Genomic DNA, 25,272 nt, shown 5'->3' on the forward strand with positions numbered 1-25,272 from the left:
GCAGGTGAGGGCAGGTGAGGCCGGGTGAGGTGGGCCGGGCAGGAGTTGGCCGGATCAGGATGGTTCGTGTCCGTCCCTGCCGACCCCGGTCTGGGCGTCCAATGATGGGATGACTACGCTGGGCCCACTATGACCGTGGAGCCCGCCAGTTCAGCCCGCCCCCTGTCAGCCACCGCTCCCCGAGCCACCGCCGCCGCACCCCCGGCCGCCGCCCACCCGCCGGGCGGACGGGCCGCCTGGCTGGCCTGGTCCATCGGCGTCAGCGTCTACGTCCTCGCCGTCATCCACCGCACCAGCCTCGGCGTGGCCGGACTGGACGCCGCCGACCGCTTCGGCATCGGCGCCTCCGCGCTCTCCACCTTCTCGATCCTCCAGGTCCTGGTCTACGCGGCCATGCAGATACCCGTCGGCCTGCTGGTCGACCGGTTCGGACCGCGCCGCGTGCTGCTGCTCGGCGTCCTGCTGCTCAGCACCGGACAGCTCGCCTTCGCCTTCTCCGACGCCTTCGCCCCCGCACTCGCCTCCCGGGCGGTGCTGGGCTGCGGCGACGCGATGACCTTCATCAGCGTGCTGCGGATCGCCGCCCGCTGGTTCCCGGCCGCCAAGAACCCGTTCGTCGCCCAGCTGACCGGCCTCGCCGGGATGGGCGGCAACCTCGTCACCACCGTGGTCCTCGCCCAGGCCCTGCACAGCAAGGGCTGGACACCCACCTTCACCGCCATCGCCCTGCTCGGCATCGCGGTCTTCGCCCTGGTCGCGCTCTTCCTCCGGGAGGCGCCGGGCGCCGCCGGGCCGACGGCTGTGGCTGCTGTGCCGACCGGGTCCACCGGGTCAGCCGGGGCCGCCGGGTCCGCCGGGTCCGCTGTGTCCACCGGGGCCGCCGGGTCCCGGCCCGGCATCGGGCGGCAGGTCCGGGAAGCCTGGCAGGAGCCGGGCACCCGGCTCGGGCTCTGGGTCCACTTCACCACCCAGTTCCCCGGCAACGCCTTCGGCCTGCTCTGGGGCCTGCCCTACCTCGTCGAGGCACAGGGCATGACCCGCACCGAGGCCGGCGGCCTGCTCACCGTGCTGGTGCTCGCCAACATGAGCTTCGGCTTCCTCTTCGGCCGGCTCCTCTCCCGCACCGCCCGCGCCCGGCTGCCGATCGTGTTCACCGCCATCGGTGCCACCGCCGTGCTCTGGGCCGTCGTCCTCGCCTGGCCCGGCGGCCACCCGCCGCTCTGGCTGCTGGTCGCGGTGATCCTGGTGATGGGCACCAACGGCCCGGCCTCCCTGGTCGGCCTCGACTACGCCCGCGCCCGCAACCCCGTCGAACGCCTCGGCACCGCCTCCGGCATCGTCAACATGGGCGGCTTCATCGGCACGATGATCACGCTCCTCGGCATCGGCGTCCTGCTCGACACCCTCAGCCCCTCCGGCGCCGACACCTACTCCGCGACGGCCTTCCGCTGGGCGTTCTGCTGGCAGTACGTGCCCCTCGTGGTCGGCACGCTGATGATCCTGCGGCTCCGCCGAAAGCTGACGGCGGCGGAGGCGTAGGGTCTCCGACCTGCGGAAACGCGATTAACCTAACTTCCAGCAAGGGTATTCGGGCGCTACTCCCGGCTGGGCCAGGGGTGGCACCCGAACGCCCGTCGGGTCACTTCCCGTGTTCGCGCATCAGCTCGGCGATCTGCGAGGGCGAGCCGTAGACGCGGTTGATGCGGCCGCTGTCGACCTCCGCGTACATGAGTCCCCGATCAGGCTGCGGCGCAGTGGCGGGCTCCGTTCGGACGTCGTCCCGCAGGCGGATCAGGTCCGCCAGCCCCAGCCTCGGGCAGCCCGGGACCACCCGGCTTCCCCGGATGCCGACCCGCCCCCTCCGGGGCAGGCGAAGTGCGCCCCGAAGGGCGGCCCGCTGTCGTCCTCGGCACCGGGCAGGTGGAGGAGCATCTCCCCGTGCCGGCAGTGGACCGTCCCGTCCGAGCGGACGGCCAGGCCCGGCCAGTCCTCGTGCTCGATCTCGGCGACGACGTACACCTGCTGCCCGATCGCCTCGCCCAGGGTCTCCCCCATCCGCCGCTGCTGCGCGGGGACGTCGGTGTCACCGCGGCGGACGGAGGGGAGCAGGTCCTCGGCGACCCACTTCCGGAACGGTCGGGCGCTGCTCTTGTCCGACCTCATGAGCAGGCCGTAGAGCCTGCCTCGCTCACCACACCGAGCAGCGGGTTGCCCCGTTGATAGGCTTTCTGACCTGCGGAAACGCCAAATGCCTCGTTCGGCCCGACGGTTACCGCCCGCAGATCGAGGGTTCGGTGCTGGTGCGGTTCCAGCACCTTCACCGCATCGGTCGGGTTGCCCCGCCCGAGGATCCGGCACACGTCAGCCGTGACGAACCACGGCTCTCCGTCGATCATCACGACCCTGATCGGCTGCCCCGTGACCGGGAAGCTCGACCGCACCATCACCATCTCGGTTCCCGTCTGTTCGTCGTCCATCCGGACGCCCCTCCTTCTTCCGGTTGTCGGCTGACCGGAACAACGAGGCCGAACGCGTGCGGTACTGGTGCCAAGGTGACGTACGGGAGCACGAGGCGCGCGGGCCCGGCGCACACGGTGCGTGTACGCCGGGCGGGTGACGGCGGGGCTACAGGGCTACGGGGCTACGGGGTGACGGCGAAGTTGGCGAGGACGCGGTCGGCGAGCTCCTTGTCGCCCTCGACGGTGACCGGCCCGGGGCGGCCGCGGCCGCAGGCGAGGCGGACGTAGGTCTCCCAGTCGAGGGTGAGCTGCACGTCCGGGGCCAGGCTGATGGACTCGTCGACGGTGCCGCGGCCGGCGGAGTCGACCCGGACGGTGCGCAGGAACTCGACGCGGCCGGTGACGTCGACGACCAGCGCGGTGCCGGCCGGGGCGCCGGCCTGGTGGGCGACCGCCTTCGGCAGGGCCTCCAGCAGGACGTCGCGGGCGATCAGCGCGGCCGGGGAGTCCAGGTTGCCGGGCAGGTCGAGGGCGCGCCGGAGGTCCTGCTCGTGCACCCAGACGTCGAAGGCCCGCAGGCGCAGCAGCTCGTGGTACGGCACCTCGCCGCCGTGCGTGCCGCCCGGCCGGCGGACCCGCTCGGAGGGGGTCTGCTTGGCGTTCCGCAGCGCGCGGGAGCGGCGGATGATCGTGTACTCCAGCTCGCTGGTCATCTCCAGCGCCGTGTGGCAGCGGCGCTTGTCGACCGGCAGTTCGATGTAGCGGGCGTACTCGGTGGTGACGTGGCGGAGGTCGCGGGGGAGCGAGTGGATCGGACGGGGGTCGCCGAGCAGTTCGGACTCGACGGCGATGACGTGCGAGACGATGTCCCGGACGGACCAGCCGGGGCATTCGGTGGCCCGGTTCCAGGAGCCCTCCGGCAGCGGGCTCACCAGCTCGGATATCGCCTCGATGGACTGCGTCCACGCGTCGGTGTACGCCTGCACGGTCTGGTTGTCCGTCACGGGAATCTCCGGCCCTCCGTCAGCTGCCTTGCCACGCGTGCCCCGGGTTCGGGGTCGGCCGGGAAGGTCCGGCTTCCGGGCGCACACGCTAACCGCACGTTACGCTGCCCGGTGAGAGCAGGGCAGCGCTTTCGGGTGACGATCGTAGGACTCTTGCCGTGGACGGTGGTACTGTGCGCGCTTCATTGATCCAACTCGGGGTATCCGACGCCGAGCCGCCCGCCGAGCGGCGGGCCCGCGCGGCCGCGCTGGTCAGGGCCCAGCAGGGGGCCGACCTGGTCGTCCTGCCGGAGCTGTGGCCGCTCGGCGGTTTCGCCTACGACCTCTGGTCGGACGGCGCGGAGGCCCTGGACGGGCCGACCTCGGACGCGATGGCGGCGGCCGCGAGAGCGGCCGGTGTCTGGCTGCACGCCGGTTCGATCGTCGAGCGCGATCCGGACGGGCCGATCTACAACACCTCGCTGCTGTTCGCCCCGGACGGCGAGCTGGTGCACACCTACCGCAAGATCCACCGCTTCGGCTTCGACAGCGGTGAGGCGGTGGTGATGGGTGCCGGGCAGGAGATCGTGACCGCCGCGACGGACGTCGGCACGCTGGGCCTGGCGACCTGTTACGACCTGCGCTTCCCGGAGCTGTTCCGGGCGCTGCTGGACGCGGGTGCGCAGCTGCTGGTGATCCCGGCGGCCTGGCCGGCGCGGCGGCGGGAGCACTGGACGCTGCTGAACCGGGCCCGTGCGGTGGAGGAGCAGGCGTACGTGCTGGCCTGCAACACGGCGGGGACGCACGGCGGGGTCGAGCAGGCGGGGCACAGCATCGTGGTGGACCCGTGGGGCCGGGTGCTGGCCGAGGCGGGGGCGGGGGAGGAGGTGCTGACGGTGGAGTTCGACCCGGCGGAGGTGGCCAAGGCGCGCGCGGAGTTCCCGGTGCACCGGGACCGGCTGCTGGGCATTCCGGCGCCCGTCCAGCGGTAGCCGGGGGCCGGGGGCGCGCACGGGGGCGCGCCCGGCTTATGGGGGGCTTGTACGCGACGGTGTCCTTTTTGAGAAGATGAGGCTTCGTCGTGTTACCAGCTGTTCCACCGCCGGTCTGTCCCCGTCAGGCCGTCCAGCCCGCCGAGGAGGTCGCGCGCGTGTTCGGCACCGGCCCAGGCGACGCCCGCCCCGTGATCCAGCGGAACAGCCTGCGCGAGCAGATCGCCGGGGCGCTGCGCGAGGAGATGATGGCCGGCCGGCTGGAGGCCGGGCGCAACTTCACCGTCAAGGAGATCGCCGAGCTGTACGGGGTCTCCGCGACCCCGGCCAGGGAGGCGCTGGTCGACCTGTCCGCGCAGGGGCTGCTCCGGGCCGAGCACCACCGCGGCTTCACGGTGCCCGAGTTCGGCTGGGGCGACTTCCTGGAGATCTTCGAGTCCCGGGTGCTGATCACCGACAGCTACTTCCGGCAGCTGGCCGCGCGCCCCGGCCGGGCGGACGAGAGCCGGCTGCCCTCGCTGCGCCGCCGGGCGGACGCGGCGGTGCGGGCGGCCCGGGCCGGGAACCTCGACGTGATGGTGGGGTGCGACCGCCGGTTCTGGCAGGAGGTCGCCGGGCTGCTCGGCAACCGCCGGATCGCCGACTACCTGGACTGGCTGCGGGTGCAGTCCTGGATGTTCGCCGCGCCGCACCTGCGGGCGATGTCCAAGCTGGCCGGGGTGTGCTGGGACAGCCACGTCGAGCTGGTGGACGCGATCGAGGCGCGGGACCTGGCGGGCGCGCACCGGATCGTCTGCGAGTACAACCTCTTCACCGTCCGGCTGCTGGCCGGGCTGACCGGCCAGGCGGTGGAGACGGTGGGCGTGCTGGCCCTGCTGGCCGGCCGGCCGGGTCCGGTCGGGGACGTCGCGCCGGACGACCGCCTCACCGGCGGCACCGCGCCCGGCGGCGCCGGTCCGGTCGGTGCCCTGCCCGGCGGCGCCGGCGCGGGCACCCCGGACGGCCCGGGGACCGCCGTCCCGGTGGAGCCCCCGTCCGGCGGCGGGGCGGGCCCGGGGGAGCCGGAGCACGACGCCGCCGCGCCCCGCCCGGGCGAGGCGGTCCGCGGTCCCGGTCCGTCCCGGCCGCCCGGCGGCGCCCGGAGCCGGGAGCACGAGCTGGGCCGGGAGCTGGGCCGCGAACTGGGCCTGGGCCTCGGCCTGGTGCCGCAGCCCCGCTCCGTCCCGTACGGGCGGTTCGGCCGCCGGCTGCCCGAGTCCTCGCCCGGCCAACTGCCCGAGGGGCGGCCCGGTCCGCATCGCGCGCCGGGCCGGTAGGGTGGGCGGTCGTCCGCCCCGGCCGGTCCTCGTACGGACCGCCCGGTCGGCGACCCGCCCATCCGCCGTCCGCCGCCCCGCGCGGCCGGCCCCCGCCGCCCGGAGAGGAAGAGCCGGCCCATGGCCTGCGACCTCTGGCTCGTCCCGCTGGTGGACGTGCTGAGCCACAGCCCCGACAACCCCTTCCGGGACGACCTCGCGCTCTACAACCACGTGCTGGCCTCGTACGGCCTGCCCGAGGTCCCGGTGTACCAGTACGTACCGGGTCTCAGCGGGGCGGTCGAGCCGATAGCCGCCTTCGACTACGACTCGCTGCACTTCCTGCGCCGGGCCTACCTGCTGGGCCTGACCGGTCTGGACATCACGCCGGTCGACGAGCTCGGCGGCGACTACGAGCAGCTGCTGGAGATGTTCGAGAGCAGCGCCGAGCAGTCGCACCTGGTCTGGCACTTCGACCACGCCGGCGCGTACGTGCCGATCGAGTTCGCCGTCCCGCTGGTGGACGAGGCGCTGCTCGCCTCCGGCGGCCCGCTCGGCTCCAGCCACGGGCTGCTGCGCGAGCTCCAGGCCGTCGCCCCGGCGCTGGGCATCGACCCGCTCGACCCGCCGGCCCCGACCCGGCCGCTCGGGCCGACCGGCCTGGAGCAGCCGTTCGGCCCGCCGCTGGACGACCTGCACCCGTTCGCCCGGGAGCGGCACGCCTGGGCGGGCCTGTACGCGGCGGCGGCCCGCAGCCTGCACCAGGGCTCGATGATCGTCTTCGCCTGACCGCACGGCGCGGGCCCGTCCGCCTCCCGGCGGGTGCCGGGCCGGATCCGCAGGACCCGCCCGTGCGGCCCGCCGTCCCGGACCGGACGCGCCGCCCGCGGACCGCGCCGGGGGCCGCTACCGCAGCGGCCCCTCCGGCGGCCGCTGGCGCGGCATGGTCGGCCGGGTGCCCGGCGGCGGCAGCACCCGCACCTGGGCGCCGACGCCCGGCTCGGTGCGCCCGCCCCAGCTGCCGGCGGCCTGGGTGGGTAGCTGGGTCATCCCGGCCCGGAACTCCAGCATCCACTCCGAGGTCTCGGTGCGGACCATGTCCGAGATGTCCTCGCAGAACCGCCGCAGCACCCCGAGGCACCGCTCGGCGGCCTCGCCCGCGGTGCCCTCGGTGGGGCCGAGCACCTCCCGCACGCACTCCGACGCCCAGTCGAACTGGAAGGCCTCCAGGCGGCGTTGCAGCGCCTGCGCGGTGGACACGTCCCGCATCCAGCCGGAGGTCAGGCCGAACACCCGGTCGGCGCCGTAGCAGGCGGCGGCCAGCGCCAGCCCGACGTAGCCCCAGCTGCTGGCGTGCGCGACCGTCCCGGTCAGGTCGACCAGCGGGGCGGTCACCCCGCCGATCGCGAAGCCGGCGGTGCCGAACCGCAGCACCCGGGCCCAGCGGCGCTTCCAGACCCGGTCCCGGCGGTACCACTCGATCGCCTCGACCGCCCGCTCCTCGGACCAGCGGTAGAGCTCCTCCAGCCGCTCGGCGGGCTCGCCCCAGTCCCCGAGCGGGAACTGTCGGGTGCTCAGATCGGACCGGCCGCGGGTGGAGGCGCGGCGCGCGACGGTCGCGGTCGGCGGGTCCTCCTCGCCGACCTCCTTGCCCCAGGCACTCTCCTCGGGCTGCATTTCCGGCTGGCTCACCTGTGGGGCTCCCTGTGGCGGGCGGACTGCTGGGTCTGACTGTGCGCCGCCTGACGTGTCATCGGCCTGACGGCCGGTGGAACACCGGACGGCGCGTCGGACACGCGTCGGTCCGGGGCGGGATCGGATGCCCCGGGGCGGCGCCACCGGCCGGCTGCCGGTGGTGGTCCAACAGCACTTCTTACCGCCAAATGGCTGACCATGTGGGTGCTTCGCCAATGATCGTTACCGGATTCGGCCACCGGATCCCGAGGTGGGAGGGTTGCGGCGGGCGGCGAGATTTCACCCTTCCGAGCGAGGCGCCGGTGACCCGCTGTCCTGACTCGGACACCCCGGGCTCACCGTCCGGGCCGCGCACTGGAGGATCCTCCGATGCCGTGCGTGTACCGGCACCCTCCGGTTGTGCCTTCGGACGGGACCGGAGAGCGGCCCGAACCGGCCACCGGCTACCCTTGCGCAGCGTGAAGGTCCTCGTCATCGGCGGCGGCGCCCGCGAACACGCCCTGTGCCGCTCTCTGTCCCAAGATCCCGCCGTGACCGAGCTGCACTGTGCCCCGGGCAACGCCGGGATCGCGCAGGTGGCGACGGTCCACCCGGTCGACCAGCTGGACGGCGCGCAGGTCGCGGCGCTCGCCCGGCAGCTCGGCTCCGACCTGGTCGTGGTCGGCCCGGAGGCCCCGCTGGTCGCGGGCGTCTCCGACGCCGTGCGCGCGGCCGGCATCCCGGTCTTCGGCCCGTCCCGGGAGGCCGCCCTGCTGGAGGGCTCCAAGGCCTTCGCCAAGGACGTGATGGCCGCCGCCGGCGTGCCCACCGCCCGCTCCTACGTCTGCACCACCGCGGAGGAGGCGGCCGAGGCGCTGGACGCCTTCGGCGCGCCCTACGTGGTCAAGGACGACGGCCTGGCCGCCGGCAAGGGCGTCGTGGTCACCTCCGACCGCGAGGCCGCGCTGGCCCACGCCACCGCCTGCGAGCGGGTGGTCATCGAGGAGTTCCTGGACGGCCCCGAGGTGTCGCTGTTCGCGATCACCGACGGCACCACCGTCCTCCCGCTCCAGCCGGCCCAGGACTTCAAGCGCGCGCTGGACGGCGACGAGGGCCCCAACACCGGCGGCATGGGTGCCTACTCGCCGCTGCCGTGGGCCCCCGAGGGCCTGGTCGAGGAGGTCCTGGAGACCGTCCTGCAGCCGACCGTGGACGAGCTGCGCCGCCGGGGCACCCCGTTCTCCGGCCTGCTCTACGCCGGCCTGGCGCTGACCTCGCGCGGCACCCGGGTGATCGAGTTCAACGCCCGGTTCGGCGACCCGGAGACCCAGGTCGTGCTGGCCCGGCTGCGCACCCCGCTGGCGGACGTCCTGCACGCCTCGGCCACCGGCACGCTGGACCAGCTGGAGCCGCTGCGCTGGGACGAGGGCGCCGCGGTCACCGTGGTGATCGCCTCCGAGGGCTACCCGGCGGCGCCGCGCACCGGCGACCCGATCGAGGGCCTGGCCGAGGCGGAGGCCGCCGACGGCACCGCGTACGTGCTGCACGCGGGGACGAAGCTGGACGAGGACGGCCGGGTGCTCAGCGCCGGCGGCCGGGTCCTCTCGGTCACCGCCACCGGCACCGGCCTCGCCGAGGCGCGGGACCGGGCGTACCGGGCGCTCGACCGGATCTCGCTCAAGGGCGGCCAGCACCGGACCGACATCGCGCTGAAGGCCGCGGGCTGACGCCTCCCCCTTCCGCACCCCCTGGGCCCCCGGCGAGCGACCGCCGGGGGCCCGGGCGTTCCCCGGCGCGGGTTCCCCGGCACGCGTGCCGAGCACGCGTCCCCGGCGGGGCGGAAAGGGGCGCGGGACAACCCCCATGGACGCAGCACCGACCGGCGTTTCGGGGGCGGGAGGGGCCGGAGTGGTTCCGGTGGCCGACGCACCGTTCGGCGGCCGGATTCCAGCCCATCGAGTGACAGCGTCCGCATCCGGCTGACGTAACCGTGCGCCCGGCCTTATGGTGCGCTGGATCGCAGCGCCCCGGGCCGCGCCGCTCCCGGCCGCCGCCGGGTAGCGGCGGTCGCGCGGGGAGATGCTGGACGGCGTCCGGCCGGGTCACAGGCCCGGGGCGCTTCGCACGCCGCCCGGTGCGGTCGTCCGGAATCCGGACGGCGTCACCGGGAAGAGTGGAAACCGGGGCGATCCGGAACACCCACCCGGACACGGGCGTCGAGAATGTCAGAAGCGCCACGCAGCATGCACTACCGGGGATCGGACGTCACCGTCCCCCGGTCGGAACTGATCGTTTTCGAGTCGGCTCAGGCTCCCGTCACCGGGCGCCCGAGGGCTCCGAAGGGGGTGCCGCACCGTATGGCCGTTGTCGACACCGCGCGCGCTCACGCCCAAGCGGTCCTGCGGATCCGAGGTCTGGCCCTGGCGGCCGCCGCACTGCCCGCCGCCGCCGCGGCGGTGCTGCTCGCGGGCCGGTTCACCGGTCGGCTCGGCGCCCCCGGTTCCCCGGACGCCGCCGGGTGGGACGCCGCCCGCTGGGTGCTCTGCGCGGTGGCCGCGCTCACCCTGCTGGTGGCCGGGCTGGCCGCCCGGACCTACCGCAGGGCCGTGCCGCCGCAGACCCCGGCCGTCCCGCTCGACCGGAGGCAGGCACCCGAGCTGTACCGGCTGATCGACGAGCTGGCCGACCGCCTGGAGGTCCCCGCGCCCTCCGCCATCGCGCTCACCCCGGACTGCGACAGCTGGCTGGAGGACGTCCAGGCGCCCCGCCCGGCCGGCCGCCGGTCCCGCCGGGCCGACCACGGTCACCCCGCGCCGGTCCTGGTGATCGGCTCGCCGTTCCTCTGGTGGATGCGGGCCGGCGAACTGCGCGCCCTGCTCGCCCCGGTGGTGGCCGGCACCGCGCCCGCCGCCGACCCCGAGATCGCCGCCGCCCGCCGGTTCCTGCGCGCCCTGGACGCCAGCCTGGACGCCGCCCCCGCCTCCGGCCTGGCCTGCGCCCCGGCGCCCGACGGCCCCCGCCCGGCCCGGCGCGGCCCGGCCGGGCTCACCGACCGGATCACCCGCCGGCTGCTCGGCGCCTGCCGGGGCCACGCCGCCGAGCTGGAGCGGGCCGTCGCCGGCTGGGCCTCCGAGCAGGCCCGCGGCGTCGACTACGGCCTGCGGATCGCCGCCCAGGAGCAGGTCGGCCTCGCCTACGCGGGCTGGGACCGGCTGCTCACCCGGGTCGCCCTGCCCGCCTGGCGGCTCGGCCGGCACCCCGCCCACCTCAACGCCGGCGTGGTCGCCGCGCTCACCGAGCTGTCCCGGCGCGACCGGCTGGCCGACGGCTACGGCAGCCGGCTCGGCGACCGCCCCGCCTGCGACCTGCTGGAGGAGCCCGGCGCGGTGGACGCGGCGGTCTCCAGGCTCGCCGCCGAGCTGTTCTTCGGCCGACCCGCCTCCGGCGCCTGGCGCGAGCTGGAGTGGGTCGACTACCCGGTCGACGTGGTGGACGCCGGCTGGCGCGCCCGGGCCGCCGACCTGCAGTCCGCGCTGGACCGGCTCGCCCCGCAGTCCCGCCCCGGCGCCCCGACCCTGACCCGCCTGCTGGTCCGGCTCGCCGAGGGCGACGGCGAGCGGCTGGCCGCCGCGCTCACCGCCCAGCTGGCCCGCACCACCGCCCCCGTGCCGCTGCTCGAACCCGTCCGCACCGGGCGGGACGTGCTGGTCGACCACGTCACCGCGATGGTCTGCTGCGCCTCCGTGGACACCGCCGGGGCCGTTCCCGGGCTGGACTGGCTGGACGGTCCGGTCCTGCAGCTGGGCGGGGTCCGCCGCACCGACCTGGCCGAGCCGGTCGCGCAGGCCGTCGAGCAGGGCCAGGACGGGCCGCTGCGGGCCTGGCTGGACGCCGCGGGCGTCCGGCTGGAGAAGCCGGTCCGGCTCTGACCGACCGGCACCCGGGGGCGCGTGCCCCCGGGGTGAGCGCCCCCGGACCGACCGGCCGCCCCGGGTCTTCGCAGGCCGGAGGCCCTCCGGCCGCCGGACCGGGAGATTCACCACCACTAGTTGCTACCGTAGGGTGACGCAGCGCCAGCACTGTGTGGTGTATTAGACCGCACGCACATCCGGGAGGCACATGCCAACCGGCGGAGGTGCACCTGGGAGGGGCGCGCGTGGGGACCGAACTCAACCGCCGCTGGGAGTCCGGGACGCACGCGCACAGCGTCTCCGACCCCTTCGGCCAGGGCCCGCTGCCCTGGCTGCGCAGCCCGGACCAGTACCTCGCGGGCGCCGAGGGCGCCGTCCCCTGGTACGTGTCGGTGGACGCCCCCGGACAGCGGCCGCTGTCCGCCGGCCTCAGGGGCAAGCCGCCGGTCGGCACCCCGCTCGGCTCCAACGACGAGGAGCAGCAGATCAAGGGCTTCGCCTCGGCCGGCGTGGTCCGCCCCGGCGGCTCGGTGGACTTCCGGGTCACCGTCAACCCGCCCCGCGAGTTCACCGTCGACGTCTACCGGATCGGCCACTACGCCGGTGACGGCGCCCACCACATGACCTCCAGTCCGCTGATCGCGGGCATGGTCCAGCCCGCCCCGCTGGTCGCCGGGCGGACCGTCTCCTGCCACCACTGGTGGCACACCTGGCGCCTGCAGATCCCGGCCCACTGGCGGCCCGGCGCCTACGTCGCCGTGCTCACCACCGCCGACATGCTGCACCGCAGCCACATCCCGTTCACGGTCCGGGACTTCGAGGACCAGGCGCGCGCCGCCGAACTGCTGCTGGTGGTCCCCGACGTGACCTGGCAGGCGTACAACCTCTTCCCCGAGGACGGCCGCAGCGGCGCCAGCCTCTACCACGCCTGGGACGACGGGGGCCGGCTGGTCGGCGAGCCCGAGGCGGCCGTCACGGTCTCCTTCGACCGCCCGCACGCCACCGCCGGGCTGCCGCTGCACGTCGGCCACGCCTACGACTTCATCCGCTGGGCCGAGCGGTACGGCTACGACCTCTCCTACGCCACCGCCACCGACCTGCACGCCGGGCTGGTCGACCCCTCCCGGCACAAGGCGCTGGTCTTCCCCGGCCACGACGAGTACTGGTCCGAGCCGATGCGCCGGGCCGCCGAACGGGCCAGGGACGGCGGCACCTCGCTGGTCTTCCTCTCCGCCAACACCATGTACTGGCGGGTCGAGCTGAGCGCCGCGCCCTCGGGCGAGCCCAACCGGCTGCTCAACTGCCGCAAGCGGCAGAAGGTCCAGCCCGGCAGTCCGGCCACCGGGGTCCCCGGCGCCGCCAGCGCGCTCTGGCGGGACGCCGGCGAGCCCGAACAGCACCTGCTGGGCCTGCAGTACTCCGGACGGGTCGCCGCGCCCGTCCCGCTGGTCGCCAGACACACCGGCCACTGGCTCTGGGAGGGCACCGGCGTGCAGGAGGGCGACGAGCTGCCCGGCCTGGTGGCCGGCGAGGCCGACCGCTACTACCCCAAGGTCGCGCTGCCCGCCCACGGCGAACGGGTGCTGCTCGCGCACTCCCCGTACCGGGACCCGGCCGGCCGCACCCGCTACCAGGAGACCTCGCTCTACCGGGCGCCCAGCGGCGCCTACGTGTTCGCCTCCGGCACCTTCGCCTGGTCGCCCGCGCTGGACCGCCCGGGGCTCACGGACGAGCGGATCCAGCGGGCCACCGCCAACCTGCTCGACCGTCTCTGCAAGAACGGCTGAGCCGCCCGGGCAGCGGTCCGCGCGGGCGGTCGTGACAGACTCGGTCCCAGTGACCTCCCCTTTCGCGCCCCACGCCCGCGAACGACCCCTGAGGACTGAGACGACCTTGAGCGGATTTGTCACCAAGCCCGAGCCGGTCCAGGTGCCCGGCCTGGTCCACCTGCACACCGGCAAGGTGCGCGACCTCTACCGGGCCGAGTCCGGCGAGCTGGTGATGGTCGCCAGCGACCGCACCTCCGCCTACGACTGGGTGCTGCCCAACGAGATCCCGGACAAGGGCCGCATCCTGACCCAGCTCTCGCTGTGGTGGTTCGACCGGATCGCCGACCTGGTGCCCAACCACGTGATCTCCACCGAGGTCCCGGCCGGAGCCCCCGCCGACTGGAAGGGCCGCACCCTGGTCTGCCGCGGCCTGGACATGATCCCGGTCGAGTGCGTCGCCCGCGGCTACCTGGCCGGCTCCGGTCTGGAGGAGTACCGCGACTCCCGCACGGTCTGCGGGATCGCCCTGCCCGAGGGCCTGGAGGACGGCTCGGAGCTGCCCGCCCCGATCTACACCCCGGCGCTCAAGGCCGAGGTCGGCGAGCACGACGAGAACGTCCCGTACGAGGAGACCGCCCGCCGGATCGGCGCCGACCTGGCCGCCCAGCTGCGGCAGACCACCCTGGCCGTCTACTCCCGGGCCCGGGACATCGCCCGCGAGCGCGGCATCATCCTGGCGGACACCAAGTTCGAGTTCGGGCTGCTCGACGGCGAGCTGGTGATCGGCGACGAGGTGCTCACCCCGGACTCCTCGCGGTTCTGGCCGGCCGACCAGTGGGAGCCGGGCCGTGCCCAGCCCTCCTACGACAAGCAGATCATCCGCGACTGGCTGACCTCTCCGGCCTCCGGCTGGGACCGGAAGAGCGAGCAGCCGCCGCCGCAGCTGCCCGCCGAGGTGGTCGAGAAGGTCAGCGCCAAGTACGTCGAGGCCTACGAGCGGCTGACCGGCCTCAGCTGGGCCTGACCCCGTCCGGCTGCGCCCGCGGGTGCGGCGGATCGGCTCCGGCTCAGATCCAGCCGTGCTCGCGGGCGATCCGCACCGCCGCGTGGCGGTTCTCGGCGCCCAGCTTGGCGGCCGCCGAGGAGAGGTAGTTGCGGACGGTGCCCTGGGAGAGCGACGCGCGCTCGGCGATCTCCGCGATCGAGGTGCCGTCGGCGGCCAGCTCCAGGACGTCCGTCTCGCGCGGGGTCAGCGGGGTCTCCCCGGCGGCGATCGCGTCCGCCGCCAGCTCCGGGTCCACGTACCGGCCGCCGGCCCGCACCGTGCGGATGATGCCGGCCAGGTCGGCCGCCGAGACGGTCTTCGGCAGGAAGCCCCGGATCCCGACCTCCAGCGCCCGCTTCAGGTAGCCCGGCCGGCCGTGGCCGGTGACGATCATGCAGCGGCAGTCGGGCAGCAGGGCGCGCAGCCGGGTGGCCACCTCGATGCCGTCCAGCCCGGGCATCTGCAGGTCCAGCACCGCGACGTCCGGCCGGTGCGCCTCGGCCATCGCCAGCGCCTCCGGCCCGGAGGCCGCCTGGGCGACCACCGCGATGTCCTCCTCCAGCGCGAGCAGCGCGGCCAGCGCGCCCCGGATCAGGTGCTCGTCGTCGGCGAGCAGGACGCGGACGGGCGCGGTGTCGGTCATCGGTGGTGCCTTCCGGGAGCGGTTCAGATCGGGACGCTGGCGAGCAGCCGGAAGCCGCCCGGCGCGGCGTCCGGCAGGGTCAGCTCGCCGTCGTGGGCGGCGAGCCGCTCGCGCAGGCCGCGCAGCCCGGTGCCGCTGCCCTGGGAGGGCAGCGGGACGGCCGGCACCCCGTCATTCTCCAGCTCCAGCACCGCCCGGTGGTCCTCTCGGCGCAGCCGGATCGAGCAGCGGGCCGCCTCGCTGTGCCGCAGCACGTTGGTGGTGGCCTCGCGGATCACCCAGCCGAGCACCGACTGGACCGCGGCCGGCAGCTCGTGGGCGTGCTCGCCGAGGTCGATCTCGCAGGCCACGTCGGCCGCGCGGAGCACCGCGCGGGCGCCGATCGCCTCCGCGTGCAGGTCCGCCGTGCGGTAGCCGCGGATCACGTCCCGGACCTCGCGCTGGGACTCCTGGGCGATCTTCTGCACCTCGGCCATCTGCTCGGCGGCCTCCGCGCGGCCGCGCCGGGCCAGCTGGACGGCCAGCTCGCTCTTCAGCGCGATGGTGGTGAGGTTGCGGCCCATCACGTCGTGCAGGTCGCGGGAGAACCGCAGCCGCTCCTCGGCGACGGCCAGCTGGGCCTGGGCCTCGCGGGCCGTGTCCAGCTCCCAGACCACCGACTGCAGCCAGGCGAAGCTGCGGCAGCTGCAGCCCATGAAGACCATGACGGCCGCGGTGGACACCAGCATCCCGCAGGTGGTCGGCAGGTCCACGCCGGCCAGCATGAGCGCGGGGGCGACGGCCAGGAGTGCGGCGAGTCCGCCGAGGGCCGCCGTGCGAGGCGGCAGTCCGACGGCGGCCGGACCGAAGGAGGAGAAGAGCATGGCGACCACGATGGGGGCGGTGAAGGGCGTGCTGTCCTGGACGTCGCCGGTCCGGGGGCCGATCAGCATGACCGCCCATGAGCCGGCCACCGCGACGCCTCCGGTGATCAGGAGCCAGCGGGGGTGGTCGGCGGGCCGCTTCAGGTAGTGGTCCAGCGAGGTGCGGTAGGCGCGGAGGGTGACCAGGACGAGGGCGAGGCCGACGACCAGGCTGACCTGGATCGAGGCCGGGTAGCGCCGGTTCTCCGGGGCGGAGGTGGTGCTCAGCAGGGCGGCCGGCAGCGGGGCGAGCGCCATCAGGTAGAGCGACCAGCGGAGGTAGAGCTCGGAGCGCTGGGGCTTGCCGAGGCCCCGCCACTTGCGCACCGGGTTCACGACGTCCATCTGTTCCCCTCCCCGTTCGACCATGATCGTGCTGCTGTCTTCTTATCAGAGGTGGAGCGGGGAGCGGGCCTTCGGTTCCGGGTACCCGCCGCTCAGCGGCGCGGCTCCCAGCGGAAGTACCGGACGGCGCCCCAGGCCGCGAGGGCCAGCCAGACCGAGCCGGTGACCAGGTGCGGGGCGGCGGTGGACCAGGAGCCGGCGAAGCCGGTGGCGGCGGCCGAGCCGTCGGTGCCGAACCAGCCGACCCGGATCAGCTGGAAGGCCGGGGTGGTGGGCAGCAGCCGGCAGACGTCGGCGAGCCGGTCGGGCATGACCTCCAGCGGGAAGAACAGGCCGGAGCCGAACTGCGAGACCAGCAGGACCGGCATGGTGGTGATGCCGGCGCTCTCCACGGTCCTGGTGAAGGCGCTGGAGACGGCGGCCAGGGCCATCAGGGTGCCGACGGCCAGGACCAGGCCGACGACCAGCAGCAGCGGGTTGACCGGCACGGTCAGGTTCAGCACCGAGGCGCCGGCGACGGCGACCACCGAGCACATCAGCAGGGCCAGGGCGACGGAGGGGACGGCGGTGCCGGCCAGGATCTCGATGTCCCGGGCCTCGCCGGTGCGCAGCCGCTTGAGCACCAGCTCGCCGCGGCGGGCCACGTAGGCGGCGGTCAGGTTGTAGTAGACGACGAAGGCCAGCACCATCCCGACGGCGCCGTTGATCAGCAGGGAGTCGACGTCGAGGCCGGGGTTGGTCTCGGCCTGCTGGTCGAGCACGTTCTTCAGCCCGCCGATCAGCAGCAGGGGCAGCAGCAGGGCGGTGAACAGGGCGGTCCGGTTGCGCAGCAGCAGGATCCCCTCGGCCCGGCCGAGGGCCAGCAGTCGGCGGGTGACGGTGCTGCGGGGGCCGGCGGCGGTGGCGGGGACGGTGGCGGTGGTCATCGGGCGAGTCCCATCAGGCGGCGGCGGGCGGTGGGGGCGGCGGGGGCGTCGGCCTGGGGCCGCTGGGCGGCCTCGGAGGCGATGGCGAGGAAGGCCTCCTCCAGGGAGGCGCTGCGGGCGTCGAGCGCGCCCAGCTCGATGCCGTGGTGGTTGGCCCAGCCGAGCAGGTCGGTGAGGGTCGCCTGGAGGCGCGGGGTCTGGACGGTGATCTTCCGGCCGTCGGCGGTCAGGGTGGCGCCGGCCAGCTGCGGCAGCGAGGTGCCGGAGTACTCGGGGAGCTGGAAGGAGATCCGGGACGGCCGCCCGGCGATCACCTCGGCCACCGTGCCGGTGGTGACGACCTGGCCGCCGTGCATGATCGCCAGCCGGTCGGCCAGCTCCTCGGCCTCCTCCAGGTAGTGCGTGGTGAGCAGCACCGTGGTGCCCTGGGCGCGCAGCTCGCGGACCAGCCGCCAGACGGCGACCCGGGCCTCCGGGTCGAGGCCGGTGCTCGGCTCGTCCAGGAAGAGCACCTCGGGCCGGCCGAGCAGGGCCATCGCCAGGTCGAGCCGGCGGCGCTCGCCGCCGGAGAGCTGCTTGACCCGGACGTTGCGGCGGTGGGTGAGGTCGACCAGGTCCAGCGCCTCGTCCAGCGGGCGGGCGTTGCTGGTCATCCCGGCCCAGGAGCGGCCGGTCTCGGCGACGGTGAGGTCGCCGGGGAAGCCGCCCTCCTGGAGCATGATGCCGATCCGGGGCCGGACGGCGTTCCGCTCGCGGTGCGGGTCGTGGCCGAGCACCCGGACCGTGCCCTCGCTCGGGGCGGCGAGGCCCTCGATCAGCTCCATGGTGGAGGTCTTGCCGGCCCCGTTGGTACCCAGCAGGGCGAACAGCTCGCCGCGGCCGACGGTCAGGTCGACGCCGCGGACCGCGTGGTAGCGGGAGGTTCCGGTGCCGTAGTGACGGTGGAGGTCGGTGACCTCGATCACGTGGTCGCCGTGGAGGGGCTGGCTGGTTTCCATGTTCCAAGCCTCCCGTCGCCGGGGCGCCGCGGGCAGTGCGCGGCTTCACGGGAACGGGGTGCGGATCCACGGGTCGGCCATGACAAATGTCATCGGCCGGAGCCGGCGCCCCGGAAGCGGACCGGGGAATGCCGGAAACGCCGAAAGGCCCTCTCGACCGAGAGGACCCTTCGTACTGGAGCGGACGACGAGATTCGAACTCGCGACCCTCACCTTGGCAAGGTGATGCTCTACCAACTGAGCCACGTCCGCAGGATGGAGATATCGAGTTGTTGTGCTGTGCTCGCGCACTGCGAGCGGACGACGAGATTCGAACTCGCGACCCTCACCTTGGCAAGGTGATGCTCTACCAACTGAGCCACGTCCGCACGGTGCCTGGTGGGGCACCGGCCGCCTCTCCGGATCTCTCCGTTGCGGCGACGAGGAATACTCTACAGCATCCGTCGGGGTGGTCGCCCCACCCTTTGGGTTCGGGCGGGACGACCGGGTACCGCGGTGGTCAGTTCGCCTCGGCGAACGCCTCGTACACATGCTTCGGGATGCGGCCGCGGGCGGGCAGCTCCATGCCGCGGGACTGGGCCCAGGCGCGGACGGCGGCGGGGTCCGGGGTGAGCGCGGTGCGCCGGAAGGACTTCCCGGTACGGCTCTGGCGGCGGCCGGCCGCGACGAACGGGGCGAGGGCCTCCCGCAGCTTTTCCGCGTTGTCCACGGACAAATCGATCTCGTACGACTTCCCGTCGACGCCGAAGTGGACGGTTTCCGCGGCTGCGCCGCCGTCCAGGTCGTCGGAGAGCGTGACAACTACACGCTGAGCCATGGGTGTCAATCCTCTCGGGCAATTCGGCCGCCGGGCGCGGGCGCGCTCCGGGGCCTTGTGTGCACCGCTAGCGCAAGCGCATACGGGCAGGCCCGATGGCATGCCGGATACGCAGCACTTGCCGCAGCAGGTGGCCCTATTCTGCACCCGAAGCGGGGAGAAATCGAAGAGTCCGGCTTTCTTTTCCGGATATTCACGTGTCTTCGCCGTCGCGCCGGATACCCGGGCACTCGGCTGGGGGATCTGTCCCGGACTGGCGGTATTCGGGTGCTCTTCGGCTGTTCTCGCTGGGGCCCGGGAATCCGGCGAAATGGGACGGTGTGCGGGGGGTGTCCCGGGGGCGGAGCCCTTGCGGCGTAAGGGTCTCGGGTCTACGCGCGTCGCCCTCCCCGGCCAGCAATCCCGCCCGAAACCCCCGGTAGTCTGGAGTTCCCCCGCCTCACGAAGACACCACCGGGAGTGCCAGTGGCACGCGTCGTAGTCGACGTCATGCTCAAGCCGGAGATCCTCGACCCCCAGGGACAGGCGGTGCAGCGCGCACTGCCCCGTCTCGGATTCACCGGGATCGCCGACGTCCGCCAGGGCAAGCGTTTCGAGCTGGAGCTGGAGGGCCCGGTCGACGACGCCGCGCTCGCCCGTATCCGCGAAGCCGCCGAGACCTTTCTCGCCAACACCGTGATCGAGGACTACACAGTCCGCGTCGAGGAGGAGGCGAAGTGACCACCCGCGTCGGCGTCGTCACTTTCCCCGGCTCCCTCGACGACCGCGACGCCCAGCGTGCGGTCCGCCTGGCCGGCGCCGAGCCGGTCGCCCTCTGGCACCGTGACAAGGATCTCCACCAGGTCGACGCCGTCGTCCTGCCGGGCGGATTCAGTTACGGCGACTATCTGCGCTGCGGCGCGATCTCCCGCTTCTCGCCGGTGATGGACACCATCATCGAGCAGGCGAAGCTGGGAATGCCCGTTCTCGGTATCTGCAACGGCTTCCAGGTGCTCTGCGAATCGCACCTGCTGCCCGGTGCCCTCACCCGCAACGACTCGCTGCACTTCGTCTGCCGCGACCAGAAGCTGCGGATCGAGAACAACGGCACTGCCTGGACCCGGGATTACGCGGTCGGCCAGGAAATCGTCGTGCCGCTGAAGAACGGTGAGGGCCGCTTCGTCGCCGACGGGCACGTCCTGGACGAACTGGAGGCCGAGGGCCGGGTGGTGGCCCGTTACCTGGACCTCAACCCCAACGGTTCGTACCGCGACATCGCGGGCATCAGCAACGCCGCCGGCAATGTCGTCGGCCTGATGCCGCACCCCGAGCACGCCGTGGAGCCGCTCACCGGTCCCACCACCGAGGGCCTGGGCTTCTTCACTTCCGTCCTGAAGCAGCTGGTGAACGCCTGATGAGCCTCGACACCGTCAAGAACGCCGAGCAGACCCCGGACGCCGGTCAGCCCTGGGCCGAACTCGGCCTCAAGGAGGACGAGTACGCGCGGATCCGGGAGATCCTCGGCCGCCGCCCGACCGGCGCGGAACTCGCCATGTACTCGGTCATGTGGTCCGAGCACTGTTCGTACAAGAGCTCCAAGGTCCACCTGAAGCAGTTCAGCGAGAAGAAGCCGCAGACCGACGCGATGCTCGTCGGCATCGGCGAGAACGCCGGTGTGGTCGACGTCGGCCAGGGCTACGCGGTCACCTTCAAGGTCGAGTCGCACAACCACCCGTCGTACATCGAGCCCTACCAGGGCGCGGCCACCGGCATCGGCGGCATCGTCCGCGACATCCTGGCGATGGGCGCCCGCCCGGTCGCCGTGATGGACCCGCTGCGGTTCGGTGCGGCCGACCACCCGGACACCCGGCGCGTGCTGCCCGGGATCGTCGCGGGCATCGGCGGCTACGGCAACTGCCTGGGCCTGCCGAACATCGGCGGCGAGGTCGTCTTCGACTCCTGCTACCAGGGCAACCCGCTGGTCAACGCCCTGTGCGTGGGCGTCATGAAGCACGAGGACATCCACCTCGCGCAGGCCTCCGGCGCCGGCAACAAGGTCATCCTGTACGGCGCCCGGACCGGCGGCGACGGCATCGGCGGTGTCTCGGTGCTCGCCTCCGAGACCTTCGACGCCACCGGCCCGGCCAAGCGCCCGGCCGTCCAGGTCGGCGACCCGTTCCAGGAGAAGCTCCTCATCGAGTGCACCCTGGAGATCTTCCGGGAGAAGCTGGTCAAGGGCATCCAGGACCTCGGTGGCGCCGGCCTGTCCTGCGCCACCAGCGAGCTGGCCTCGGCCGGCTCCGGCGGCATGCGGATCGAGCTCGACACCGTCCCGCTGCGCGACCACACGCTCTCGCCCGAGGAGATCCTCATGAGCGAGTCGCAGGAGCGCATGTGCGCCATCGTCGAGCCCGAGAAGGTCGACCGCTTCCTGGAGATCTGCGAGAAGTGGGACGTCATCGCCACCGTCATCGGTGAGGTGACCGACGGCGAGCGCCTGGAGATCTTCTGGCACGGCGAGCTCGTCGTCGACGTGCCGCCGCGCACCGTCGCCCACGAGGGCCCGACCTACCACCGCCCGTACGCCCGTCCGAGCTGGCAGGACGCGCTGCAGGCCGACGCCCCGACCGGCGAGCGGCTGGCCCGCCCGACCACCGGCGAGGGCCTCAAGGCCGACCTGCTGAAGGTCGCCTCGCACCCGAACCAGGCCTCCAAGTCCTGGATCACCGACCAGTACGACCGCTACGTGCTCGGCAACACCGTGCTCTCGGTCGGCGAGGACTCGGGCATGATCCGGATCGACGAGGAGACCAACCTCGGCGTCTCGGTCGCCACCGACGGCAACGGCCGGTTCGCCAAGCTGGACCCGTACACCGGTGCCCAGCTGGCCCTCGCCGAGGCGTACCGGAACGTCGCGGCCGGCGGAGCCAAGCCGCTCGCCGTCTCCGACTGCCTCAACTTCGGCTCCCCCGAGGACCCGGACGTGATGTGGCAGTTCGCCGAGGCCACCCGCGGCCTGGCCGACGCCTGCCTGGCGCTCGGCACCCCGGTGACCGGCGGCAACGTCTCGCTCTACAACCAGACCGGCGACGTCGCCGTCCACCCGACCCCGGTGGTCGCGGTGCTCGGCGTCATCGACGACGTCACCCGCCGCACCCCGGTGGCCTTCGCCGAGGAAGGGCAGCTGCTCTACCTGCTCGGCGACACCGAGGACGAGCTGGGCGGCTCGGCCTGGTCCGAGGCGGTCCACGCGCACCTGGGCGGCCTGCCGCCCAAGGTCGACCTGGACCGCGAGCGCCTGCTCGGCGAGATCCTGATCGCCGCCTCGCGCGACGGCATGATCGACGCCGCGCACGACCTCTCCGACGGCGGCCTGGGCCAGGCGCTGGTGGAGAGCTGCCTCAAGGGCGGCCACGGTGCCCGGATCATCGTGCCCGAGGGCCAGGACCCGTTCGTGTTCCTGTTCTCCGAGTCGGCCGGCCGCGCTGTCGTCGCGGTGCCGCGCAGCGAGGAGCTCCGGTTCAACGACATGTGCACCGCACGCGGCCTGCCGGCCACCCGGATCGGCGTGGTCGACGGCGATGTGCTGGACGTCCAGGGGCAGTTCACCGTCTCGCTGGCCGAGCTGAAGGACGCCCACACCGGCGTCATCGAGGCCCTGCTCGCCTGATGCGGCTGCCCCGAGGGGCGGACGGTTCCGCGGAACCGTCCGCCCCTCGGCGTATGTTGGGGCGCATGCCTGCCAAGTCCCGTACGTACCAGCACCCCAAGGTCAGCGCGGCGCTCGCGGAGCAGACCGCCGCGCTGCGAGCCGCCGTCCGGGACCTCTGCGCCCGCCCGGACGCGGCGGAGCTGCTCGCCCGGCCGACCCGGCTGGGGGAGTGGACGGTGCGCGAGCTGGTCGCGCACCTCGCCGTGCAGATCGACTGGGTGCCCGCGCACCTCGGCGACCCGCTGGAGGGCCGGCCCCCGCTGGACCTGCTGCAGTGGGTCGCCCGGGTCGGCACGGTCGCGCCGCTGCTCGACGCCCAGGCCCGGGAGAAGGCGGCCGGCGACTTCGGCGGGGACCCGGCCTCGGTGGCGGAGGCCTTCGACCGGGCCGCGGACGGTCTGGTCGCCGCGCTGGCCGGGGAGGACGCCCGCACCCCGGGCCGGCGGTTCGAGATCCGGCTGGGCTCGATGACGCTCACCGACATGCTGGTGACCCGGCTGGTCGAGACGGTCGTGCACGCCGACGACCTGGCCGACGCGCTCGGCCGGCCCGACTTCCCGCACGCCCGGCAGGCGGTGGCCGCCGTCACCCGGCTGCTGGCCGACGCCTTCGCCGACCGTGCACCCGGCGGCGCGGTGGAGCTGCGGGTGCCGCCGTTCGCGGTGGTGCAGGCCGTGGAGGGCCCGCGGCACACCCGCGGCACCCCGCCGAACGTGGTCGAGACCGACCCGCTGACCTGGATCCGGCTGGCCACCGGCCGCACCGGCTGGGCGGACGCGGTGGACGCCGCGGCGGTGTCGGCCAGCGGCGAGCGCAGCGACCTGCGGGGCCACCTGCCGGTGCTGGGCTGATCCTGCCGCCCGCCCGCTGTTCGTCGCCTGCCGCCTGCTGCCTGCCACTCGCTGCCTGCCGCCTGCTGCCTGCCACTCGCTGCCTGCCACCTGCCGCCTGCCACTCGCCGCCTGCCGCCCGCCCGCCGGCCGATCGCTCAGGGGCGCAGCTGTGCGGCGAGCCGCTCGGTGGCCTTGCGCAGCGGTTCGCCGGTCAGGGCGGACTCGGTCGGGGCGTCGTGGGTGTCCTGGGTGAGGGTGAGCGCGAGGTCGCCCCTGCCCTGGACGGCCGGGCGGGCGACACCGACCAGGCCCGCCCCCGGGGTGACCTTGGTCTGCCCGGTGGTGGGCTGCGCGTCGGCGAAGCCCTGGAGCTGGTCCACGCCGAGGTTCCCGAAGCGCTGGATGTGCGGGAGCATCATGGCGATCGCGGGGCCGTGGTCCGCGACGGCGATCAGGTCGATCCGGACCGGGGTGGCGCCGACCGTGTAGTGGCAGGTCACCCGGGCCTGTGCGGGTGTGGCCGGCATCGTGGGCATCGACGGCGGCGGGGTGGCCCTGGAGGGCCAGGGCTGCCCCGGGACCTCCTCGGCGAGGTCGGCCTCGGCCGTCGGCCGGTCCTTGGCCCCGGCGCTGACCGGGCGGTCGATGCCGGCCCCCTTGAGGGCCGCCGCGAGGTCCAGGCCGAACGGGCAGGGGCCGGAGTCGTGGAGGTCGCGGGCGGTGGCCCGGGCCTGGTCGTAGGAGAGTCGGCCCGCCCCGGCCGTACCGGTGCCGCCGTCGGAGCCGCCGTCGGAGCCGCAGGCGGACGCGCCGAGCAGGATCCCGGCGGCGCCCGCGAGGGCGAGCATCCGGTGGCGGCCGGACACGGGGCGTCCCGGGGCGGGGCTCCCCGTCGCGGCGCGGTCGGACGCGGTGCTGGTGGTCGCGGGTCGGTCGGCGGTCGGGTCGGTCGCGCTGGTCATGCCGGTCAGCCTAGGAGAGGTGCCGTCCCGGTCGTACGCTGACCGGGTATCAACTCCGTACCGAATCGAGGGGGTTCAGGGGACCGCCGGTCCGCCCAGGTAGCTGCCCTCGGCGCTGTACGGCCAGGCGTTGGGCACGCAGCCCTTGAGGCCGTAGATCTGCTGCATCATGGCCGGCGCGGGCTTGCCCTGGCCCGGGCAGGTCTCGTGCCCGTGGCCGATCCGGTGCCCGACCTCGTGATTGACGATCAGCGCCCGGTACTCGTCGATCGGGCCGCTGAACTGGGGGGAACCGATCGTCCAGCGCTTGACGTTGACCAGCACCTGGTTGCCGACGTTGCAGTTCACCTCGCCGTGGGTGTCCAGCCCGGCGGCGCCGCAGATCCTGTCCACGGTGGCGGGCGAGGCGATCTTCACGGTGAAGTCGTAGGCGCCGCCGGCGACCAGCTGGAAGCCGTTCTTGCGGTCGCTGGTCCAGCCGCGCTTGTCGGCGAGGATCGCCTGGACCTGTGCGGCGGCGGCGGGCGGGTCGATCCCGATGCCGTCCTCGACCTCGACCCGGTAGCGGCGGACGGTGCCCTTGCCGACCGGGGCGGCGGAGCCCTGGGCGATGGTGAAGGTGCCCGCGCCCTTGGTGGGGCCCGGGTCCGGGGCGGTCTGCTCCGGGGTGGGTGTGACGGTCGGTGTCGGGGTGGGCGTGGGGGTGGGCGTCGGAGTGGGTGTCGGGGTGGGGGTGACGGGGGCCGCGGTCGGGGCCGGGGCGGTGCCGTCGGCCGGGGCGACCCGGCCCTGGGCGGTCCGGTCGGCGCCGGGCAGGGCGTCGGGGCGGTTCAGCACGAACAGCGTGCCGCCGAGTATCGCCAGCGCGGCGACCAGCGCGGCGATCATGCCGGGTCCGAGCCGGCGGCGCGGTCTGCGGCGGCGGCGCGAGGACGACCGGGAGCGGGAACCTGCCCTGCCGGCCCGTGCGGCGCCGGGCCCGGCGGTACGGGAGGTGCGGGCACCCGGTCGGGCGCCGTTCGCACCG

Annotated in this window: 23 protein-coding genes and 2 tRNA genes; 12 read left to right on the forward strand and 13 right to left on the reverse strand. The window is 74.1% G+C overall.

The features are described from left to right. The first annotated feature begins 129 nt into the window (after window positions 1-129). Entirely contained in the window at window positions 130-1,539 is a 1,410-nt protein-coding gene (locus tag AC067J_RS24730; protein WP_478302602.1) for an MFS transporter, read from the forward strand. Window positions 1,540-1,791: 252 nt separating this feature from the next. Here the strand turns inward: AC067J_RS24730 and AC067J_RS24735 are convergent, their stop codons facing one another. The 3 genes from AC067J_RS24735 to AC067J_RS24745 all read right to left on the reverse strand — a co-directional run bounded on the left by AC067J_RS24735 (window position 1,792) and on the right by AC067J_RS24745 (window position 3,463). Then, window positions 1,792-2,163, reverse strand: coding sequence for a hypothetical protein (locus AC067J_RS24735; protein WP_478302604.1), 372 nt, complete (start codon window positions 2,161-2,163; stop codon window positions 1,792-1,794). Further along, complete coding sequence (locus AC067J_RS24740) at window positions 2,160-2,477, reverse strand: BRO-N domain-containing protein (protein ID WP_478302605.1); 318 nt, start codon at window positions 2,475-2,477, stop codon at window positions 2,160-2,162. The genes AC067J_RS24735 and AC067J_RS24740 overlap by 4 nt, the downstream gene beginning before the upstream one ends. 164 nt (window positions 2,478-2,641) lie before the next feature. After that, entirely contained in the window at window positions 2,642-3,463 is an 822-nt protein-coding gene (locus tag AC067J_RS24745) for a maleylpyruvate isomerase family mycothiol-dependent enzyme (protein ID WP_478302607.1), read from the reverse strand. Window positions 3,464-3,636: 173 nt separating this feature from the next. On the opposite strand from AC067J_RS24745, the gene AC067J_RS24750 reads away from it, so the two are divergent. The 3 genes from AC067J_RS24750 (at window position 3,637) to AC067J_RS24760 (ending at window position 6,518) form a co-directional block, all read left to right on the forward strand. Next, window positions 3,637-4,434, forward strand: a complete 798-nt coding sequence (locus tag AC067J_RS24750) for a carbon-nitrogen family hydrolase (protein WP_478302609.1) — start codon at window positions 3,637-3,639, stop codon at window positions 4,432-4,434. 158 nt (window positions 4,435-4,592) lie between these two features. After that, window positions 4,593-5,750, forward strand: coding sequence for a GntR family transcriptional regulator (locus AC067J_RS24755; protein ID WP_478302611.1), 1,158 nt, complete (start codon window positions 4,593-4,595; stop codon window positions 5,748-5,750). A gap of 120 nt (window positions 5,751-5,870) precedes the next feature. Further along, window positions 5,871-6,518 carry a hypothetical protein gene (locus tag AC067J_RS24760; protein WP_327678959.1) on the forward strand — a complete coding sequence of 216 codons (648 nt, stop codon included), beginning with the start codon at window positions 5,871-5,873 and terminating at the stop codon, window positions 6,516-6,518. 117 nt (window positions 6,519-6,635) lie between these two features. Here the strand turns inward: AC067J_RS24760 and AC067J_RS24765 are convergent, their stop codons facing one another. Beyond that, window positions 6,636-7,421, reverse strand: coding sequence for an SLATT domain-containing protein (locus AC067J_RS24765; protein ID WP_478302613.1), 786 nt, complete (start codon window positions 7,419-7,421; stop codon window positions 6,636-6,638). A 461-nt stretch (window positions 7,422-7,882) separates the two neighbouring features. Here AC067J_RS24765 and purD point away from each other — a divergent pair, with 461 nt between their 5' ends. The 4 genes from purD (at window position 7,883) to AC067J_RS24785 (ending at window position 14,107) form a co-directional block, all read left to right on the forward strand. Beyond that, entirely contained in the window at window positions 7,883-9,130 is a 1,248-nt protein-coding gene (gene purD, locus AC067J_RS24770) for a phosphoribosylamine--glycine ligase (protein WP_478302615.1), read from the forward strand. A gap of 630 nt (window positions 9,131-9,760) precedes the next feature. Further along, window positions 9,761-11,332 (forward strand): M48 family metalloprotease, encoded by a 1,572-nt coding sequence (locus AC067J_RS24775; protein ID WP_478302616.1) that lies wholly within the window; start codon window positions 9,761-9,763, stop codon window positions 11,330-11,332. Window positions 11,333-11,559: 227 nt separating this feature from the next. Continuing rightward, window positions 11,560-13,101, forward strand: coding sequence for a N,N-dimethylformamidase beta subunit family domain-containing protein (locus AC067J_RS24780; protein ID WP_478302618.1), 1,542 nt, complete (start codon window positions 11,560-11,562; stop codon window positions 13,099-13,101). Window positions 13,102-13,207: 106 nt separating this feature from the next. Continuing rightward, complete coding sequence (locus tag AC067J_RS24785; protein ID WP_478302620.1) at window positions 13,208-14,107, forward strand: phosphoribosylaminoimidazolesuccinocarboxamide synthase; 900 nt, start codon at window positions 13,208-13,210, stop codon at window positions 14,105-14,107. Window positions 14,108-14,150: 43 nt separating this feature from the next. Here AC067J_RS24785 and AC067J_RS24790 read toward each other — a convergent pair whose 3' ends face one another. From AC067J_RS24790 to AC067J_RS24820, 7 genes are all read right to left on the reverse strand, one after another. Then, window positions 14,151-14,771, reverse strand: coding sequence for a response regulator (locus tag AC067J_RS24790; protein WP_478302622.1), 621 nt, complete (start codon window positions 14,769-14,771; stop codon window positions 14,151-14,153). Between the two features lie 23 nt (window positions 14,772-14,794). Continuing rightward, window positions 14,795-16,018, reverse strand: coding sequence for a sensor histidine kinase (locus AC067J_RS24795; protein ID WP_478302624.1), 1,224 nt, complete (start codon window positions 16,016-16,018; stop codon window positions 14,795-14,797). Window positions 16,019-16,110: 92 nt separating this feature from the next. Beyond that, complete coding sequence (locus AC067J_RS24800) at window positions 16,111-16,944, reverse strand: ABC transporter permease (protein WP_478302626.1); 834 nt, start codon at window positions 16,942-16,944, stop codon at window positions 16,111-16,113. After that, window positions 16,941-17,942, reverse strand: coding sequence for an ABC transporter ATP-binding protein (locus AC067J_RS24805; protein ID WP_478302627.1), 1,002 nt, complete (start codon window positions 17,940-17,942; stop codon window positions 16,941-16,943). The genes AC067J_RS24800 and AC067J_RS24805 overlap by 4 nt, the downstream gene beginning before the upstream one ends. A gap of 176 nt (window positions 17,943-18,118) precedes the next feature. Next, a tRNA-Gly gene (locus AC067J_RS24810) sits at window positions 18,119-18,194 on the reverse strand. A gap of 43 nt (window positions 18,195-18,237) precedes the next feature. Then, window positions 18,238-18,310: transfer RNA gene (locus tag AC067J_RS24815), tRNA-Gly, on the reverse strand. 131 nt (window positions 18,311-18,441) lie between these two features. After that, the gene (locus AC067J_RS24820; RefSeq protein WP_030304494.1) at window positions 18,442-18,759 is read right to left on the reverse strand and encodes a histone-like nucleoid-structuring protein Lsr2; all 318 of its coding nucleotides are present in this window, start codon (window positions 18,757-18,759) and stop codon (window positions 18,442-18,444) included. 465 nt (window positions 18,760-19,224) lie between these two features. Between AC067J_RS24820 and purS the strand changes: the two genes are divergently transcribed. The 4 genes from purS to AC067J_RS24840 all read left to right on the forward strand — a co-directional run bounded on the left by purS (window position 19,225) and on the right by AC067J_RS24840 (window position 23,301). Further along, window positions 19,225-19,479, forward strand: coding sequence for a phosphoribosylformylglycinamidine synthase subunit PurS (gene purS, locus AC067J_RS24825; RefSeq protein WP_327678937.1), 255 nt, complete (start codon window positions 19,225-19,227; stop codon window positions 19,477-19,479). Then, entirely contained in the window at window positions 19,476-20,153 is a 678-nt protein-coding gene (gene purQ / locus AC067J_RS24830) for a phosphoribosylformylglycinamidine synthase subunit PurQ (RefSeq protein ID WP_478302629.1), read from the forward strand. Before purS ends, purQ begins: the two co-directional genes overlap by 4 nt. Continuing rightward, on the forward strand, window positions 20,153-22,408 hold the full coding sequence (gene purL, locus AC067J_RS24835; RefSeq protein WP_478302631.1) for a phosphoribosylformylglycinamidine synthase subunit PurL: 2,256 nt from the start codon (window positions 20,153-20,155) through the stop codon (window positions 22,406-22,408). The genes purQ and purL overlap by 1 nt, the downstream gene beginning before the upstream one ends. Before the next feature lie 65 nt (window positions 22,409-22,473). After that, the gene (locus AC067J_RS24840) at window positions 22,474-23,301 is read left to right on the forward strand and encodes a maleylpyruvate isomerase family mycothiol-dependent enzyme (RefSeq protein ID WP_478302632.1); all 828 of its coding nucleotides are present in this window, start codon (window positions 22,474-22,476) and stop codon (window positions 23,299-23,301) included. Between the two features lie 137 nt (window positions 23,302-23,438). Here AC067J_RS24840 and AC067J_RS24845 read toward each other — a convergent pair whose 3' ends face one another. Further along, complete coding sequence (locus tag AC067J_RS24845) at window positions 23,439-24,245, reverse strand: hypothetical protein (RefSeq protein ID WP_478302634.1); 807 nt, start codon at window positions 24,243-24,245, stop codon at window positions 23,439-23,441. A gap of 75 nt (window positions 24,246-24,320) precedes the next feature. Then, window positions 24,321-25,133 (reverse strand): DUF3152 domain-containing protein, encoded by an 813-nt coding sequence (locus AC067J_RS24850; RefSeq protein ID WP_478302636.1) that lies wholly within the window; start codon window positions 25,131-25,133, stop codon window positions 24,321-24,323. Window positions 25,134-25,272: the final 139 nt, after the last annotated feature.

The sequence above is a fragment of the Kitasatospora sp. NPDC042419 genome (assembly GCF_056437345.1).

Excerpts from the sequence above, each read along its gene's own strand:
- AC067J_RS24775 (WP_478302616.1), top strand. The coding sequence starts at position 9,761 with ATGGCCGTTGTCGACACCGCGCGCGCTCACGCCCAAGCGGTCCTGCGG.
- AC067J_RS24800 (WP_478302626.1), bottom strand. The coding sequence starts at position 16,944 with ATGACCACCGCCACCGTCCCCGCCACCGCCGCCGGCCCCCGCAGCACC.
- AC067J_RS24850 (WP_478302636.1), bottom strand. The coding sequence starts at position 25,133 with ATGATCGCCGCGCTGGTCGCCGCGCTGGCGATACTCGGCGGCACGCTG.
- AC067J_RS24760 (WP_327678959.1), top strand. The coding sequence starts at position 5,871 with ATGGCCTGCGACCTCTGGCTCGTCCCGCTGGTGGACGTGCTGAGCCAC.
- AC067J_RS24820 (WP_030304494.1), bottom strand. The coding sequence starts at position 18,759 with ATGGCTCAGCGTGTAGTTGTCACGCTCTCCGACGACCTGGACGGCGGC.
- AC067J_RS24805 (WP_478302627.1), bottom strand. The coding sequence starts at position 17,942 with ATGGAAACCAGCCAGCCCCTCCACGGCGACCACGTGATCGAGGTCACC.
- AC067J_RS24740 (WP_478302605.1), bottom strand. The coding sequence starts at position 2,477 with ATGGACGACGAACAGACGGGAACCGAGATGGTGATGGTGCGGTCGAGC.
- AC067J_RS24845 (WP_478302634.1), bottom strand. The coding sequence starts at position 24,245 with ATGACCAGCGCGACCGACCCGACCGCCGACCGACCCGCGACCACCAGC.
- AC067J_RS24730 (WP_478302602.1), top strand. The coding sequence starts at position 130 with ATGACCGTGGAGCCCGCCAGTTCAGCCCGCCCCCTGTCAGCCACCGCT.
- AC067J_RS24840 (WP_478302632.1), top strand. The coding sequence starts at position 22,474 with ATGCCTGCCAAGTCCCGTACGTACCAGCACCCCAAGGTCAGCGCGGCG.
- AC067J_RS24790 (WP_478302622.1), bottom strand. The coding sequence starts at position 14,771 with ATGACCGACACCGCGCCCGTCCGCGTCCTGCTCGCCGACGACGAGCAC.
- purL (WP_478302631.1), top strand. The coding sequence starts at position 20,153 with ATGAGCCTCGACACCGTCAAGAACGCCGAGCAGACCCCGGACGCCGGT.
- AC067J_RS24735 (WP_478302604.1), bottom strand. The coding sequence starts at position 2,163 with ATGAGGTCGGACAAGAGCAGCGCCCGACCGTTCCGGAAGTGGGTCGCC.
- AC067J_RS24795 (WP_478302624.1), bottom strand. The coding sequence starts at position 16,018 with ATGGACGTCGTGAACCCGGTGCGCAAGTGGCGGGGCCTCGGCAAGCCC.